Raw genomic sequence first — 15,357 nt, 5'->3', positions numbered from 1 at the left:
CGCCCGGGAAGGGCCCTCGTCTGGAACCGTGGCGGTGGTGCGGACGTATTCACGGTGAAGGCGCGGCGGGGGCGGCGCCGCCCGTGCACCGGGAGGGGGCCGGTCCGGGATCGGGCACCGGGTGCTGTGGCCGGCCGCCGCTCCGGCCATACTGCTGCGGAGCATGGAGGACCGAGGGGGAGGTCACGGTGGCCATCACATCACGCGCGCCCGCGCCGGCCGGCGGCGCCGGCGGCCCGGCCGCAGGGCCGCCCGCCGGTCCACCCGGGCCCGGCACCGCCTGGGCCGAGGGGGTGGAGCGGCTGCGTGCCGTCGCGACCACCGAGCCGGGCCGGCTGCGGATCATCGGCGCCCTCGTCGCCGGACTCGTCCTGCTGTTCGGGGCGGTGACGGTGTGGGAGGTCGCCGGCCGGGTCGGCTCCGCCGAGGACGTGGTGGGCCGCAGCCAGCCGCTCAGCGCGGACGCGGCGAGCATCTACCGCTCCCTCGCGGACGCCGACACCGCCTCGTCGAGCGGGTTCCTCGCCGGCGCGGACGAGCCGCGCGAGGTGCGGCAGCGGTACGAGGAGGACATGGCGGGCGCCTCCCGGCTGCTCGTCAGCGCCGCGGCGAACGCCGGGGAGGACGCCGAGTCCCGTCGGCAGATAACCCTCCTCGGGGAGCAGCTGCCCCGCTACACCGGCCTCATCGAGCAGGCCCGCGCCAACAACCGGCAGGGCCTTCCGCTGGGCGGCGCCTACCTGCGGTACGCCAACGAGCAGATGAGCACGCAGCTGCTGCCCGCCGCCCAGCGGCTGTACGAAGCGGAGACGGGCCGGCTGTACGAGGACCACGACAACGCCCGCTCGCTGCCGCTGGCGTCGCTCGCCGCCGGGCTGCTCGCCCTGGCCGCGCTGGCGTGGGCGCAGCACCGCACCTACCGGCGGACGAACCGGGTCTTCAACCGCGGCCTGGCCGCGGCGACCGCCGCCACCCTGGTGGCGCTGCTGTGGCTGGCCGTGGGGCACGCGCTGGCCCGCTCGTCCCTGGCCGAGGCGCGGGAGCAGGGCCAGGAGTCGCTCAAGGTGCTCACCGACGCGCGGATCGCCGCCCTCCAGGCCCGGGCCAGCGAGAACCTGACGCTGATCGCGCGCGGCGCCGTCCTCGCAGCCGACAACAAGTCCGACAAGTACGACGTGGACTTCGCGGCCAACATGAAGGAGCTCGACGCGGGCCTGGAGCAGGCGCTGCGCCTCGCCGACGACGACGAGGGGCGCGAGCCGGTCGCGAGCGCCGCGGACGGCGTCCGGCAGTGGAAGCAGCGGCACGCGGCGGCCCGGGAGACGGACCTGCGGGGCGACTACCAGGCCGCCCTGCCGCAGGTCATCGGGGACAAGGACCACAAGGACAGCAGCGGGGCGTCGTTCGACACGGTGGACGCCTCCCTGGAGCGGGCCCTGGCGCACGAGCAGGCGGAGTTCACGCGGGCGGCCCGGGCCGGGCTGGGCGCGTTCGGCGGGTTGGTGACGGGTTCGGCGGCCCTGGCGGTCGCCGGCGCCGCGGCGGTGCTCCTCGGCATCGGGCGCCGGCTTTCGGAGTACAGGTGACAGCGATGCGGACAGGCGTGAGGCGCGAGGACGAGGCCCCCCGCGGCGGCGGCCCGGCGGGCGGGCGGACCCGGCCGGCGCGGATGCGCCGACTCGCGCGGCGGCTGCGCGGCTGGGGCGGGGTCAGTGCGATGGCCGCGGCCTGCGCGGTGACCGCCGCCGTGCTGCTGCCGCTGGCCCAGGCGGCCCCGGAGGGCGGCCCGCCGGCCGCGGTCCGCGCGCCCGGCTCCGTCGCGGCCGCCCCCCAGGCGCCGTGGACGCTCACCGACACCTGCCCGGACCCGGAGGCCAGCCTGCGGCCGTCCGCGGGCGACGGCCCGACGATCGAGCGGATCCGCAAGGCGGGCAAACTCGTCGCCGGCGTGGACCAGAACAGCTTCGCCTGGGGGTACCGCAACCCGGTCGACGGCCGCCTCGACGGCTTCGACATAGCCCTGGTCAGGGCGATCGCCAAGGACATCCTGGGCGACGAGAACGCGGTCATCTACCGGGCCATCCCCACCAACCAGCGCATACCCGCCCTCCAGGAGGGCCGGGTGGACGTGGTCGTGCGCACCATGACGATCAACTGCAAGCGGCTGGAGGACGTCGCCTTCTCGACGGCGTACTTCGAGGCCGGGCAGCAGGTGCTCGCGCCCAAGGGCTCCCCCATCACCGGGTACGACGCCTCGCTGAAGGGCCGCCGGATCTGCACGGCCGCCGGCTCGACGGCGGAGTCCGCCCTGAAGGCCCAGGCGTACGGGGCGGTCCCGGTCAGCGTCCCCAACCAGCTGGACTGCCTGGTCCGGCTCCAGCTCGGCGAGGTGGACGGCATCGTCACCGACAACGCGCTCGCCGCCGGGCAGGCCGCGCAGGACCCCTCGGTGCGGCTCGTCGGGTCCCCGTTCACCAAGGAGTTCTACGGGGTGGCCATGCACAAGGGCGCCCCGGACCTGGTGCGCCGGGTCAACAAGGTGCTGGAGAACTACCGCGCCGGCGGCGACGCCAGCCCGTGGATGCAGGCCTACGCCCGCCACCTGGGGCGCGTGCTGCCCGGCGTGGCCGGGCCGCCCGCCCCCAAGTACCGGGACTGACGGCGGTGGCAGGGGTACGCCGCGCCGGCGGGGAAGAATCGGAGCCGGACACCGGGGATCCCCGGGCGGACGGCGCAGGAGCGGAGGCGGGGCGGGTGGAGGCACGGCCGTTGGAGGCGCAGTCGGCGTTGATGGACCGGGACGGCGTCGACCGGGCGCTGGCCCGGCTCGCGGCGGAGCACGAGGCCGTCGAGACCTCCCTGCTCGCGCTCCAGGACCACGCCGGGCGGCGCCTGCTGGAGGGCGCCGACCTGACCGGCGTGACCAAGGAGCGCTGGGCCGCCGCCGACGCCGCGATCACCCGGCTGTGGACGTACTTCGACGCCTACAGCGGGGCGCTGGCCGCGGCCCGCGCCATCCGGGAGCGGCGCCGCTGGCTCAGCCGGGACGACCTCGTCGACCTGACGGAGCGGCTGCGCGGGCCGGGGGTGCACATCGCCGGCGCCGGGGCCGGGGGCGCGGGCCTGGCGGAGCGGTTCTCGCTGGCCGAGCTGGTGGCCCGGATGAACGAGCTGTACGCGAGCTCCCTGGACGTGGTGGTCGCCGCCGACGCCGTGTGGTCGGCGCTGCCCGCCAGGATCGACCTGCTGGCCGCGGAGCTGCGCCGCACCCGCTCGCTGGCCCACTCGGTGGGCGTCCGCCCCGGCGAGCACCCCGCGGGCGACGACCTGGAGGCGATCACCGCCGAGCTGGCGGACCTGCGCGAGCAGGTCATCGCGGACCCGCTGGCGTTCTGGCAGCCGGCCGCGGGCAGCTCCGCGCCGGGCGGCGGCCGCCCCGACACCGGCCGCTACGACCGGGCGGCACTCGCGCTGGAGGACGTACGCCGGGAGGTCGGGGCGGTGCTGGCCGTCCGGCAGGACGCCGAGCAGCGGCTGATCGCCCTCCGGGACGTCCTCTCGCGGGCCGACCGGACCCTCGCGGAGGCCCGCGCCGCGCGCACCGAGGTACTGGCGAAGATCGCGGCGTCGGAGGTCCCGGCGGTGAGCGGTCCGCCGACCGAGCTGCAGGAGCAGCTGGCGCTCGCCTCCGACTACCGGCGCACCGCGCGCTGGCACCGGCTGTCGCCGCTGCTGGACGCGCTGGAGGAGCGGGCCGAAGAGGAACTCTGCCGGGCCCGCGAGTCGTTGACCGCGGTGACGGCTCCGCTGGCCGTGCGCGCCGAGCTGCGCGGCCGGCTGGACGCCTACCGGGCGAAGGTCGCCCGGCACGGCCTCGCGGAGGACGTGGTACTGGTCGAGCGGTACGACACGGCGCGGCGGATGCTGTGGAGCGCGCCGTGCGACCTGCGGGCCGCCGAGCAGGCGGTGCTGCGCTACCAGCAGGCGGCCGCGGAGGCGCTGGCCCCGCGGCAGGACAGGCCCGCCGGGCCGGAAGGGGAGGACGCATGAGCCAGGCCGGAACCGCGTGCGCCCGCCCCGGCTGCCCGGGCGCGTACGAGGACATGGGCGGCGGGCTGTACTGCGGGACGTGCGGGCTCGCGCCCGCCCCCGCGGAACCGGGCATCGCGGCGGCGGGTGCGGCGGCGCCGGGCGCCGGGAGCCCGGGGGGCGCCGCGGACCTGGTGTCGCCGCCGACGGGCATGACGAGCCCGGCCCGGCACTCCGACCCGCGGGGCTCCCAGGGCTCCGGCCGGTCCGGGTCGTCCTCGGCGCGCTCCGCCGGCTCGGCGTCCGCGCGCTCGTCGCGCTCGTCGCGCTCGTCGTCGTCGCGGCGCTCGGTGTCCGGCCGGCTGACCGGCGTGGCGTCGAACCGCTCGGTGTCGGTGCGCAGTTCGGGCTCGTCGGCCGGCTCGTCGGGCCGCAGCAGGCTCGGGGCCGGGCTGGTCAGCGTGCCCGAGGTGCCGCGCCCGGACCCGTCGGCGGCCGTCCTGGAGAACCCGGAGGTGCCGGAGCGCAAGCGGTTCTGCTCCCGCGCCGACTGCGGGGCCCCGGTGGGCCGCGCGCGCGGGGACCGGAGGGGCCGGACCGAGGGGTTCTGCACCAAGTGCGGGCATCCGTACTCCTTCGTGCCGAAGCTGCGGCCGGGCGACGTCGTGCACGGCCAGTACGAGGTCGCGGGCTGCCTGGCGCACGGCGGCCTGGGCTGGGTGTACCTGGCGGTGGACCGGGCCGTCGCGGACCGGTGGGTTGTCCTCAAGGGCCTGCTGGACACCGGCGACCAGGACGCGATGGCGGCTGCCATATCGGAGCGCCGGTTCCTCGCGGAGATCGAGCACTCCAACATCGTGCGGATCTACAACTTCGTCGAGCACCTGGACCAGCGGACCGGTTCGCTCGACGGGTACATCGTGATGGAGTACGTCGGCGGCAAGTCGCTGAAGGAGATCGCGAACGAGCGGCGCCGGCCGGACGGGCGCCGTGACCCGCTCCCGGTGGAACAGGCCTGCGCGTACGGGATCGAGGCGCTGGAGGCGCTCGGGCACCTGCACAGCAGGAACCTGCTCTACTGCGACTTCAAGGTCGACAACGCGATCCAGCAGCAGGACCAGCTGAAGCTGATCGACATGGGCGCGGTGCGCCGGATGGACGACGCCGAGTCGGCGATATACGGGACGGTCGGCTATCAGGCGCCGGAGGTCGCCGAGGCCGGGCCGTCGGTCGCCTCCGACCTGTACACGGTGGCGCGGACGCTGGCGGTCCTGACGTTCGACTTCCAGGGCTACACCACCGTGTTCGCGGATTCGCTGCCGGATCCGGAGCACATAGAGGTGTTCCGGCGGTACGAGTCGTTCTACCGGCTGCTCGTGCGCGCCACGGATCCGGATCCGGGGCGGCGGTTCTCGTCCGCGCAGGAGATGGCGGACCAGCTCACAGGTGTGCTGCGGGAGGTCGTCGCCCTGCAGACGGGCCGCCCCCGGCCGCAGTTGTCGACGCTGTTCGGGCCGGAGCTGCGGGTCCCGGACACGCGCCTGTTCGCGGACGCCGCGGACGCCGAGGTGTCCCGGCTGGGCGCGCGGCCGGTGCCGGGGCACGGCCCGGTCCTCGGCCGCCTGCTCCGCCTGGCCGGCGGCGGTACGCGTCCCGCCGCGGCGGAGCGGGAGCCCGGCGCGGCCGTACCGGCCCCGGCGGCCGCGGCACCGGCCGGTGTCGGGGCGCCCGCCTCCGGGGCCCTGGCCGCGGGGCCGCTGGAGGCCGAGGCGACCCGCCGGGCCGGCGCCGTCCCGGCGCCCCGCCGGGCCCCGTCGGCAGCGGCCGCAGCCGCGGCCGCACCCCGTCCGGGCGCCGCGGCCGGCGGTCCGGGCGCCGGGGCCGCAGCGGTCCGGCGGGCCGTCGCGGACGCCCGGGAGATGGCGCTGGCCCTGCCGCTGCCCCTGGTCGACCCGGGCGACGCCAACGCCGGGTTCCTCGCCGGCCTGCTGGCCTCCGCTCCGGCCGATCTGCCCGCCGCCCTGGCTGCGGCGCCGACGGACTCGGTCGAGCTGCGCCTGCGGGCGCTGCGGGCCCACCTGGAGCTGGGCCGGACCGCCGCCGCGGGCGCCGCCCTGGCCGAGCTGGAGGCTGCGCATCCGGACGACTGGCGGGTGGTGTGGGCCCGCGGCGTCGTCTCGCTGGCCGGCGGGGAGGACGCGGTCGCCGCCCTGTCCTTCGACGCCGTGTACGACGCCTTCCCCGGCGAGCCCGCGCCGAAGCTGGCGCTGGGTCTGTGCGCGGAGATCCTGGGGCAGTTGGACAACGCGGCCGAGTACTACCGGCTCGTATGGGCCACCGACCCGGGTTTCGTGAGCGCCGCGTTCGGGCTGGCCCGCGTCCAACTGGCCTCCGGGGACCGGGAGGCGGCGGTGCGCACCCTGGAGTCCGTCCCGGAGTCCTCCATCCACTACACGGCCGCCCGGGTGGCGGCGGTACGGGCACGTCTGCGCGACCGCTCTCCCCAAGAGGCCCTGCTGCCCGACCTGGTGGCGGCTGCGGCGCAGGTGGAGGCGCTGGAGCGGCTCGGGTTGGACGCGGAGCGGCAGGAACGGCTGTCGGCGGAGGTTCTGGGCTCGGCCCTGGACTGGGTACTGTCGGGTGGCCGGGGCACGGACCCCGGCCGGACCACGCTGCTCGGCAGTCAACTGGACGAGCGGGGCCTGCGCTTCGGCCTGGAGCGCTCGTACCGCGTCCTCGCGCGGCTGGCGCAGCGCGGCGAGGACAGGATCGAACTGGTGGAGCGGGCAAACCGTCTCCGTCCCCGGACGTGGGTGTGAGTGATGTCGATGCATCGGCCGTCTGGCTGCCCCAGCTGCGCGGAGCCCCTGGAGGAGGGGGACCGTTTCTGCGGTTACTGCGGCTCCCCGGTCTGCGCCTTCCCGCCGCCCCTGCCCGCGGACGACCCGACCCTGGCCCTGCCCGCCCCGGCTCCGGCGCCCGCGGCGGCGAGGGCGGCCGCGTCGCCCGGCCGGACTCCGGCCGCGCCGTGGCCGTCGGGCGGCGCCCCGGCCTGGGACGCGGCCGGCTCCGCACCCCAGGTCCCGCCCGCCGCGCCGCCGCCGGCGCCCGCGGCCGCCGGCGTCCCGGCTCCCCCGGCCGCTGCCCCGTGGGACTTCGGCGGGCCCGCGCAGGACGCCGGGTCCGGTCCCGCCCCGGCCGGGCGGGGCGGCGACGGCCACCACCTCGCCGGTCCGGCTTCCGCCCCCGAGCCCGGGCCCGCCGCAGCGGCGGAGGCCGGGCCCGCGGATCCGGCGGCCGCCCACGACCGGCCGTACGGCGGCCCCGACGCGCCCGCCGGCTCCCCGTGGGACGGGGCCGCGGCCGAAGCCCCGTACGGCAGCACCCCGCCCGGACACGAGGCCGCCGCCAAGAAGACGTGCGTCGCCTGCCGGGCCGGCCGGGTCGACACCGACGGCTACTGCGAGCACTGCGGCCACGCCCAGCCGCGGGAGCGCGACCACCTGGAGGAGGAGCTCGGGAGCGTCGCCGCGGTCAGCGACCGCGGGCTGCGCCACCACCGCAACGAGGACTCCTTCGCGGTGGCCGCCACGGCCCTGGCCGACGGCTCCACCGCCACCGTCGCCATCGTGTGCGACGGCGTGTCCTCGGCCAGCCGGCCGGACGACGCCTCGGCAGCCGCGGCCGCCGCGGCGAACGAGACCCTGCTGGAGGCGCTCCCCCGCGGCACCCACCCGCAGCAGGCCATGCACCGGGCGATCCTGGCCGCGGCGGACGCGGTGACCGCCCTCGCCCCGGAGGTCCCCGGCGCCCAGAACGCCCCGGCGTGCACGCTGGTCGGCGCCGTCGTCAGCGGCGGCCTGCTGACCATCGGCTGGGTCGGCGACAGCCGTGCCTACTGGGTCCCGGACGACCGGGGGGCGCTCCCCCGGCGGCTGACCGAGGACGACTCGTGGGCGGCGCAGATGGTCGCGGCCGGCCTGATGGGCGAGGCGGAGGCCTACGCCGACGCCCGCGCGCACGCCATCACCGGCTGGCTCGGGGCCGACGCGTACGAGCTGGAGCCGCACACCGCCACCTTCCGGCCGGACCACGCGGGTGTCGTCGTCGTCTGCACGGACGGCCTGTGGAACTACGCGGAGTCCGCCGCCGAGATGGCCCGGGTGCTGCCCGCCGACGCGGCCGTGCGGCCCCTGCACAGCGCGCAGGTCCTCGTCGGGCACGCCCTGGACGGCGGCGGCCACGACAACGTCACCGTGGCCGTGGTGCCGTTCGCGGCCCCGGCCGGCGAGGCCGCCGGCGCGGACGCCGCCCGGCGGGCGGAAGCGCACCCCCTGGCCTGAACCGGCCGGTCCGGGCCACCGGGCCGGTCGGCCGCGCCGCCCCCGGCAGCCGGCCGGTCCCACCGCGAGCAGCACAGGTGAGTCCCTCTCCCACCCCTGCCCCAGGACCCGAGGAGTCCCGCCCATGGCGAACTTCGCCAAGCCGAGCGCCCCGCACTTCAGCATGGAGGTCTACCAGAACGAGTTCCTCCCCGAAGGCGGGCGCGAGGTGCACGCCATCCTCACGGTCACCTCCACCGGCGGCGCGGCCGCGACCCGCTCCTCCGCGGCCCGCGGCCCGGCCGCGGTCGTCGTCATGGTCGACTGCTCGGGCTCCATGGACTACCCGCCGGAGAAGATGCGCGGCGCCCGCGAGGCCACCGCCGCCGCGATCGACACCCTGCGGGACGGCACCTGGTTCGCCGTCATCGCCGGCACCCACACCGCCCGCGAGGTCTACCCGGGGCAGGGCCGCCTCGCCGTCGCCGACGCGGCCTCCCGGGCCCGCGCCAAGGAGGCCCTCGGCGGCCTCATCCCCGCCGGCGGCACCGCCATCGGCACCTGGCTGCGCCTCGCCGACGGCCTGCTCCGCCAGTCCCCCGCCGCGATCCGGCACGGCATCCTGCTCACCGACGGCCGCAACGAGCACGAGGACCCGGCCGCCCTGCGGGCCGTCCTGGAGTCCTGCGCGGGCCGCTTCACCTGCGACGCCCGCGGCGTGGGCACCGACTGGGAGGTCAAGGAGGTCAAGGGCATCGCGAGCGCCCTGCTCGGGTCCGCCGACATCGTCGCCGACCCCGCCCGCCTCACCGAGGACTTCACGCTCATGATGGAGAAGGCCATGGGCAAGGAGGTCGCCGACGTGGCCCTGCGCCTGTGGATCCCGGTCGGCGCGGAGGTCCGGTACGTCAAGCAGGTCTCCCCGAGCGTCGAGGACCTCAGCGGCCGACGCACGGAGGCCGGCCCGCGCACCGGCGACTACCCGACGGGCTCCTGGGGCGACGAGAGCCGCGAGTACCACGTGTGCGTGCACGTCCCCCCGGCGGCCGTCGGCCGGGAGATGCTGGCCGCCCGCGCCTCCCTCGTCCTGCCCGGTGCGCCGGGCGGGCCGCCGTCCGTGCTCGGCCAGGGGCTGGTCCGGGCGGTGTGGACGGCCGATCCGGCGGCCTCCACGGCCATCAATCCGCAGGTCGCGCACTACACGGGACAGGCGGAGCTCGCGCAGGCTATCCAACAGGGCCTGGAAGCCCGCAAACTGGGCGATGTCGATGGTGCCACGGCCAAGCTGGGGCGAGCGGTGCAACTCGCGAGCGTCTCCGGGAACGCGGACACGGCCCGCCTGCTGGCGAAGGTGGTGGATGTCGTCGATGCCGCGGCGGGTACTGTGCGGCTGAAAGCGAAGGTTGCGGACGCCGACGAGATGACGCTCGAAACGCGTTCGACGAAGACCGTCCGAGTCAAGAAGACCTGAGAGGACCTGCCGCGACGAGGCAGGCTGAAGGGGGAAGAGCCGCCATGCCGACCTGCCCTAATGGGCACCAGTCCGCCTCCGACGACTGGTGCGAGGTCTGCGGCCACCGCATGGCTGCCGCCGCGGGGGCGTCTTCCGCGTCCTCACCCTCCTACGGCTACGGCTACCCTCCCACCGCCGGTGAGCCGACCGCCCAGGCGGAGCTGTGCCCGCAGTGCCGGACCCCGCGCGAGGCCATGGCGCCGTTCTGCGAGGAGTGCCGGTACAACTTCCTGACCCGCTCGGCCACCCCGTACCAGCCGCCGGCCGGCCAGGAGCAGGGGCTCACCGGGGGCACCGGAATGCGGACGCCTCCGCCGCCGGCGCCGTCCCCCGCGTCCTTCCCGCAGGACCCGTTCGAGTACCAGGGCTCGCGGCCGTCCCGGGTGAACCGGCCGGCCGAGCCGCTGTCCCGCGAGGACGACTGGCTGCTGCCGCCGCCGTCGCACGAGCAGCAGCAGTACCAGCAGCCCGCGTACGAGTACCAGCCGCCCCGGCAGCACCCCCACCAGCCGCAGCAGCAGCCGCAGCAGCCGCAGGCGCACCCGCAGCCCCAGGCCCAGCAGCCGTTCCCGCCCCGCGGCGGCGGCTCCTGGTCGGTGACGATCGGCCCCGACCGCTCGTACTTCCTGGCGATGATGCAGCGCAGCGGCCCGGAGGCGGCCCAGCTGAACCTGCCCGCCTACTCGCCGGAGCAGCACGTTCCGCTCTCCGGGGGCCAGGTCACCATCGGCCGACGCCGCGGCTCCACCGGCGAGTCCCCCGACATCGACCTGTCGGTGCCGCCGGAGGACCCGGGCGTCTCCCACCAGCACGCGGTGCTCGTCCGGCAGCCCGACCTGAGCTGGGCGGTGGTGGACCAGAACTCCACCAACGGCACCACCATCAACGGCGGCGAGGACCCGATCCAGCCGTACGTCCCGGTCCCGCTCGCCGACGGCGACCGCGTCCACGTCGGCGCCTGGACCACGCTCACGATCCGCCGCGGCTGACGGGCCGCCGGCCTGCCGGGGCCGGCGTTCACCGCCCGGCGTCCTCCTCCCCCAGGGGCCACACGTAGGGACCCTGGGGGTCGTCGAGCCACGCCCACTGCCCGCCCGCGGCGACCGTCACCCCGAAGCGCTCCCTCGCCGGCCGCCCCTCGGCCCGCCACAGGTCCAGGGCCTCGCGCGGGTGCAGGGCGCCCCCGGTCAGCCCCAGCATGAACTGGAAGCGCTCGTTCTCCACCAGCTCGTACGGGACCCCGTGCCCCGGCCCGGGCTCCGCCGCAGTCCGCGCCACCGCCCCGCGCAGCGGCACGAAGTACGCCGGGGTGTGCAGGAAGCCGCCCTCCGCGAAGTCCTTGTCCCGCACCCGCAGCGCGATCAGCCCCGTCGACAGCGGGGCCAGGATCCGCGCCCCGGGCCGGCACTGGCCCAGCCACGCGTGCGGGATCCGCGGGAGGGTGCACGTCACGAGGATCCGGTCGTACGGGGCCCGCGCCGGGCACCCGCGCGCCCCGTCCCCGGTGACCACCGCCGGCCGGTAGCCGAGCGCCGCCAGGTGGGCGCGCGCCGACTCGGTGATCTCCTCGTCCAGGTCGACCGTGGTGACCAGGTGGTCGCCGAGGCGGTGGCACAGCAGGGCCGCGTTGTAGCCGGAGCCCGTCCCGATCTCCAGGACGCTGTCCCCGTCCCGCACGTCGAGCGCTGCGAGCATCTTCGCCATCAGCGACGGCTGGCTGCTGGAGGAGACGAGTGCGCCGTCGCGCAGCCGGGTCGCGAGCGGCTCGTCCCGGTATACCCCGCGCAGCCAGCGCGCGCGCCGGGCCGGGTCCGGGTCCTCGCCCCACAGCCGCTCGTGGCCCGCGCCGCGGCCCGTGAAGAACCAGGGGACGAAGACGTGCCGGGGCACCGCCGCGAAGGCCGCCCGCCAGGCGGGATCGTCCAGCCCCCCCGCCGCGGCCAGCTCGCGCACCTGCGCGGCGTGCGCCGCCGCGCGAAGGTCCCGCGCGCCCTCCTCCTCGACGGCGTGCGCCGTACCGCGGGCGTGGGCTCGGGAGTGTCCGGAGTGTCCGGAGTGCGGTGCTGGTGCGCCCATGGCTCCACTGTGCTGCGCCGGGCCCCGGGAGGCGAGCGCTGGTCCTAGGACCTCCGTACTCCGTCCGGGTGTCTGAGACGATGGTCGGGTGAATGAGAATCCGCGCGGCACGGTCCAGGAGCAGACCTTTTACGAGCAGGTGGGCGGCGAGGAGACCTTCCGCCGCCTGGTCCGGCGCTTCTACCAGGGGGTCGCGGAAGACCCGCTGCTGCGTCCGATGTACCCGGAGGAGGACCTCGGGCCGGCGGAGGAGCGGTTCGCGCTCTTCCTGATGCAGTACTGGGGCGGCCCGACCACGTACAGCGAGAACCGCGGCCACCCGCGGCTGCGCATGCGGCACGCCCCGTTCAGGGTGGACTCCGCGGCGCACGACGCCTGGCTGGCGCACATGCGGGTCGCGGTGGACGAACTCGGCCTGGCCCCGGAGCACGAGGCGCAGCTGTGGCGCTACCTGACGTACGCGGCGGCCTCGATGGTCAACACGGCCGACTGAGCAGGGACCGGACGCGGCCGGCGCCCGGCGAGGCCGTCTCTTCCGACCTAGGCCGGCCGGAACTGGAGGGCGCCCAGGCCGCCGGCGGCGCCGGGGCGGCGCAGCGCGACCGAGCCGTACGGGGTGCGCAGCCGCAGCCAGCCCCCGGAGGCCAGCAGCGCGACCGCGTCGGGCGCGGCGGCCGGGGCGGCGCCCGCTCCGGGCGCGGCGGGGACCACGGCGCGGGCGGGGCGCAGGAAGCCGAGGGACTGCGCGGCGTGGACGGCTCGCAGGGGGAGTTCGGTGTCGCCGAGCGTGCGGGACCAGATGTCGCGGCCTATGCGGTCCCGCTCGGACCGGGTCCGGTGCTGCGGCGGGAGGGCTTTGTCGCGGGCCCGGAACTCGGCGACGGAGCGGGCCACGGCGGCCAGCATGGCGTCGGGTCCGGGCAGTCCGGGCACCGGCCGCCAGCCGCCGCGGGGCGGCAGCACCCCGGCCCAGGGCGGGCCGGTGACGGCGGCGGGCACCCGGGCGGCCGCGGAGTCCTCGTCGACCGATTCCAGCAGTTCGCCGGCGGAGACGGTGGCGTCCAGCGGCGCGGCGACCGGTTCGGCGAGCCGGACCGTGCGGACGGCCAGCACGTCGAAGGACGGCGGCCGGCCGAAGACGGCGAGCGCGCCGCCGCCCGCCTGGAGGCGGACCGCGGCGGCGCGGTCGTAGTGCACCAGCCGCCCCAGGAAGGCGGCGAGGTCCGCCGCCTCCCCGGGGTCGGCGAAGCGCAGTGGGCCCGTCATGCCGCGAGGCGCCCTTCGGACGCCTTCGCCTTGTCCTTCGGCTTCGGCGCCGGCTCGTCGAGGTACTCCTCAAGGAAGGACCGCTCCTCGTCCGAGATGCGGCGCGGCCGCCCCTCGGCGAGGTTGTAGGGCACCACCACGGTCTCGGCGCGCACGTACACCGTCTCGGGCCGGTCCTCGGTCGCCTCGTCCTTGACCTCGTAGCGGATGGTCAGGGAGGCGGCGCCGATGCGGGTCACCCAGGACTCGATGAGCACCGGTTCGTGCCGGTGCACGAGGGGCAGCTTGTAGTCGATCTCGTGCCGGGCGACGACGGAGCCGCCGGTGAACGAGTCGCTGCCCTCGCCCGGCGCCAGGCGGAACATGAAGTCGATGCGCGCCTCCTCCAGGTAGCGGAGGAAGACGACGTTGTTGACGTGCCCGAAGGCGTCCATGTCCGCCCAGCGGAGCGGGCACCGGTAGTGGTGTCTGGCCATGGCCGGTATCAGCCTCGCGTGAGCTTCTTGTAGGTGGCGCGGTGCGGACGGGTGGCGTCCGGGCCGAGCCGCTCGACCTTGTTCTTCTCGTAGGACTCGAAGTTGCCCTCGAACCAGAACCACTTCGAGTCGCCCTCGTACGCCAGGATGTGCGTGGCGACCCGGTCGAGGAACCAGCGGTCGTGGGAGACGACCACGGCGCAGCCGGGGAAGTCCAGCAGCGCGTTCTCGAGGGACGACAGCGTCTCGACGTCGAGGTCGTTGGTGGGCTCGTCGAGGAGCAGCAGGTTGCCGCCCTGCTTGAGGGTGAGCGCCAGGTTGAGGCGGTTGCGCTCGCCGCCGGAGAGCACGCCGGCCGGCTTCTGCTGGTCCGGACCCTTGAAGCCGAACGCGGAGACGTACGCGCGGGAGGGCATCTCGACCTGGCCGACGTTGATGTAGTCCAGCTCGTCGGAGACGACGGCCCACAGCGTCTTCTTCGGGTCGATGTTCGAGCGGCCCTGGTCGACGTACGAGATCTTGACGGTCTCGCCGACCTTGATCTCGCCGGCGTCCGGCTTCTCCAGGCCCTGGATCATCTTGAACAGCGTGGTCTTGCCGGCGCCGTTCGGGCCGATGATGCCGACGATGCCGTTGCGGGGCAGCGTGAAGGACAGGTCGTCGATGAGGACCTTCTCGCCGAAGGCCTTGGAGAGGTTGTTGACCTCGACGACGATGGAGCCCAGGCGCGGGCCCGGCGGGATCTGGATCTCCTCGAAGTCCAGCTTCCGCATCTTCTCGGCCTCGGCGGCCATCTCCTCGTAGCGGGCGAGGCGCGCCTTGGACTTGGCCTGGCGGCCCTTGGCGTTGGAGCGGACCCACTCCAGCTCTTCCTTGAGGCGCTTCTGGCGCTTCTCGTCCTTCTTGCCCTCGACCTTGAGGCGCTCGGCCTTCTTCTCCAGGTAGGTGGAGTAGTTGCCCTGGTAGGGGTGGGCGCGGCCGCGGTCGAGTTCGAGGATCCACTCGGCGACGTTGTCGAGGAAGTACCGGTCGTGGGTGATCGCCACGACGGTGCCCTTGTACTGGGCGAGGTGCTGCTCGAGCCAGTTCACGGACTCGGCGTCGAGGTGGTTGGTGGGCTCGTCGAGGAGCAGCAGGTCGGGGGCCTCCAGCAGCAGCTTGCAGAGCGCGACGCGGCGCTTCTCGCCACCGGAGAGGTTGTTGACCGGCCAGTCGGCGGGCGGGCAGCCCAGCGCGTCCATGGCCTGCTCCAGCTGGGCGTCGAGGTCCCAGGCGTTGGCGTGGTCGAGGTCCTCCTGGAGCTTGCCCATCTCCGCCATGAGCTCGTCCGTGTAGTTCGTGGCCATCTCCTCGGCGATGGCGTTGAACCGGTCGAGCTTGCCCTTGATCTCGGCGACGCCGTCCTCGACGTTCTGCAGGACGGTCTTGCTCTCGTCGAGCTTGGGCTCCTGCATGAGGATGCCGACGGAGTAGCCGGGCGACAGGAAGGCGTCGCCGTTGGAGGGCTGCTCGATGCCCGCCATGATCTTCAGAACGGTGGACTTACCGGCACCGTTCGGGCCGACCACACCGATCTTCGCGCCGGGCAGGAAGTTCAGGGTGACGTCATCGAGAATCACCTTGTCGCCGTGCGCCTTGCGCGTCTTGCGCATGGTGTAGATGAACTCAGCCAAGA

General features: G+C 75.5%; 12 protein-coding genes. 8 read left to right on the top strand and 4 right to left on the bottom strand.

The genetic code is table 11. The features are described from left to right. The first annotated feature begins 188 nt into the window (after positions 1-188). The 7 genes from ACZ462_RS06240 (at position 189) to ACZ462_RS06210 (ending at position 10,853) form a co-directional block, all read left to right on the top strand. A complete protein-coding gene (locus ACZ462_RS06240) occupies positions 189-1,586 on the top strand; it encodes a hypothetical protein (RefSeq protein ID WP_467807204.1) in 1,398 nt (465 codons plus the stop codon). 83 nt (positions 1,587-1,669) lie between these two features. Next, on the top strand, positions 1,670-2,659 hold the full coding sequence (locus tag ACZ462_RS06235) for a glutamate ABC transporter substrate-binding protein (protein WP_467807250.1): 990 nt from the start codon (positions 1,670-1,672) through the stop codon (positions 2,657-2,659). 131 nt (positions 2,660-2,790) lie between these two features. Continuing rightward, positions 2,791-4,050 (top strand): coiled-coil domain-containing protein, encoded by a 1,260-nt coding sequence (locus ACZ462_RS06230; protein ID WP_467807248.1) that lies wholly within the window; start codon positions 2,791-2,793, stop codon positions 4,048-4,050. Further along, positions 4,047-6,848: a serine/threonine-protein kinase gene (locus ACZ462_RS06225; protein ID WP_467807202.1), complete on the top strand. Its 2,802-nt coding sequence runs from the start codon at positions 4,047-4,049 to the stop codon at positions 6,846-6,848. The genes ACZ462_RS06230 and ACZ462_RS06225 overlap by 4 nt, the downstream gene beginning before the upstream one ends. Positions 6,849-6,851: 3 nt before the next feature. After that, complete coding sequence (locus ACZ462_RS06220; RefSeq protein WP_467807201.1) at positions 6,852-8,372, top strand: PP2C family serine/threonine-protein phosphatase; 1,521 nt, start codon at positions 6,852-6,854, stop codon at positions 8,370-8,372. A 124-nt stretch (positions 8,373-8,496) separates the two neighbouring features. Then, positions 8,497-9,822 (top strand): vWA domain-containing protein, encoded by a 1,326-nt coding sequence (locus ACZ462_RS06215; protein WP_467807200.1) that lies wholly within the window; start codon positions 8,497-8,499, stop codon positions 9,820-9,822. Positions 9,823-9,866: 44 nt separating this feature from the next. Then, complete coding sequence (locus ACZ462_RS06210; RefSeq protein WP_467807199.1) at positions 9,867-10,853, top strand: FHA domain-containing protein; 987 nt, start codon at positions 9,867-9,869, stop codon at positions 10,851-10,853. Between the two features lie 28 nt (positions 10,854-10,881). Here ACZ462_RS06210 and ACZ462_RS06205 read toward each other — a convergent pair whose 3' ends face one another. Next, positions 10,882-11,940, bottom strand: coding sequence for a methyltransferase domain-containing protein (locus ACZ462_RS06205; protein ID WP_467807198.1), 1,059 nt, complete (start codon positions 11,938-11,940; stop codon positions 10,882-10,884). An 88-nt stretch (positions 11,941-12,028) separates the two neighbouring features. On the opposite strand from ACZ462_RS06205, the gene ACZ462_RS06200 reads away from it, so the two are divergent. Next, complete coding sequence (locus tag ACZ462_RS06200; protein WP_125546400.1) at positions 12,029-12,433, top strand: globin; 405 nt, start codon at positions 12,029-12,031, stop codon at positions 12,431-12,433. Positions 12,434-12,480: 47 nt separating this feature from the next. Here ACZ462_RS06200 and ACZ462_RS06195 read toward each other — a convergent pair whose 3' ends face one another. From ACZ462_RS06195 to ettA, 3 genes are read right to left on the bottom strand one after another with little or no spacing between them, the layout of a single operon-like run. Then, on the bottom strand, positions 12,481-13,206 hold the full coding sequence (locus tag ACZ462_RS06195) for a DUF8010 domain-containing protein (RefSeq protein ID WP_467807197.1): 726 nt from the start codon (positions 13,204-13,206) through the stop codon (positions 12,481-12,483). After that, complete coding sequence (locus ACZ462_RS06190; RefSeq protein ID WP_467807196.1) at positions 13,203-13,682, bottom strand: acyl-CoA thioesterase; 480 nt, start codon at positions 13,680-13,682, stop codon at positions 13,203-13,205. The genes ACZ462_RS06195 and ACZ462_RS06190 overlap by 4 nt, the downstream gene beginning before the upstream one ends. Before the next feature lie 8 nt (positions 13,683-13,690). After that, entirely contained in the window at positions 13,691-15,355 is a 1,665-nt protein-coding gene (gene ettA / locus ACZ462_RS06185) for an energy-dependent translational throttle protein EttA (RefSeq protein ID WP_467807195.1), read from the bottom strand. Positions 15,356-15,357 lie beyond the last annotated feature (2 nt).

Source organism: Streptomyces sp. NPDC031121, from assembly GCF_055570615.1.
The sequence above is the reverse complement of the archived record's forward strand: the minus strand, read 5'-3'. Positions and strand labels throughout refer to the sequence as shown.

Coding starts and splice junctions, on each gene's coding strand:
- ACZ462_RS06235 (WP_467807250.1), top strand. CDS start 1,670: ATGCGCCGACTCGCGCGGCGGCTGCGCGGCTGGGGCGGGGTCAGTGCG.
- ACZ462_RS06230 (WP_467807248.1), top strand. CDS start 2,791: ATGGACCGGGACGGCGTCGACCGGGCGCTGGCCCGGCTCGCGGCGGAG.
- ACZ462_RS06225 (WP_467807202.1), top strand. CDS start 4,047: ATGAGCCAGGCCGGAACCGCGTGCGCCCGCCCCGGCTGCCCGGGCGCG.
- ACZ462_RS06220 (WP_467807201.1), top strand. CDS start 6,852: ATGTCGATGCATCGGCCGTCTGGCTGCCCCAGCTGCGCGGAGCCCCTG.
- ACZ462_RS06215 (WP_467807200.1), top strand. CDS start 8,497: ATGGCGAACTTCGCCAAGCCGAGCGCCCCGCACTTCAGCATGGAGGTC.
- ACZ462_RS06210 (WP_467807199.1), top strand. CDS start 9,867: ATGCCGACCTGCCCTAATGGGCACCAGTCCGCCTCCGACGACTGGTGC.
- ACZ462_RS06205 (WP_467807198.1), bottom strand. CDS start 11,940: ATGGGCGCACCAGCACCGCACTCCGGACACTCCGGACACTCCCGAGCC.
- ACZ462_RS06195 (WP_467807197.1), bottom strand. CDS start 13,206: ATGACGGGCCCACTGCGCTTCGCCGACCCCGGGGAGGCGGCGGACCTC.
- ACZ462_RS06190 (WP_467807196.1), bottom strand. CDS start 13,682: ATGGCCAGACACCACTACCGGTGCCCGCTCCGCTGGGCGGACATGGAC.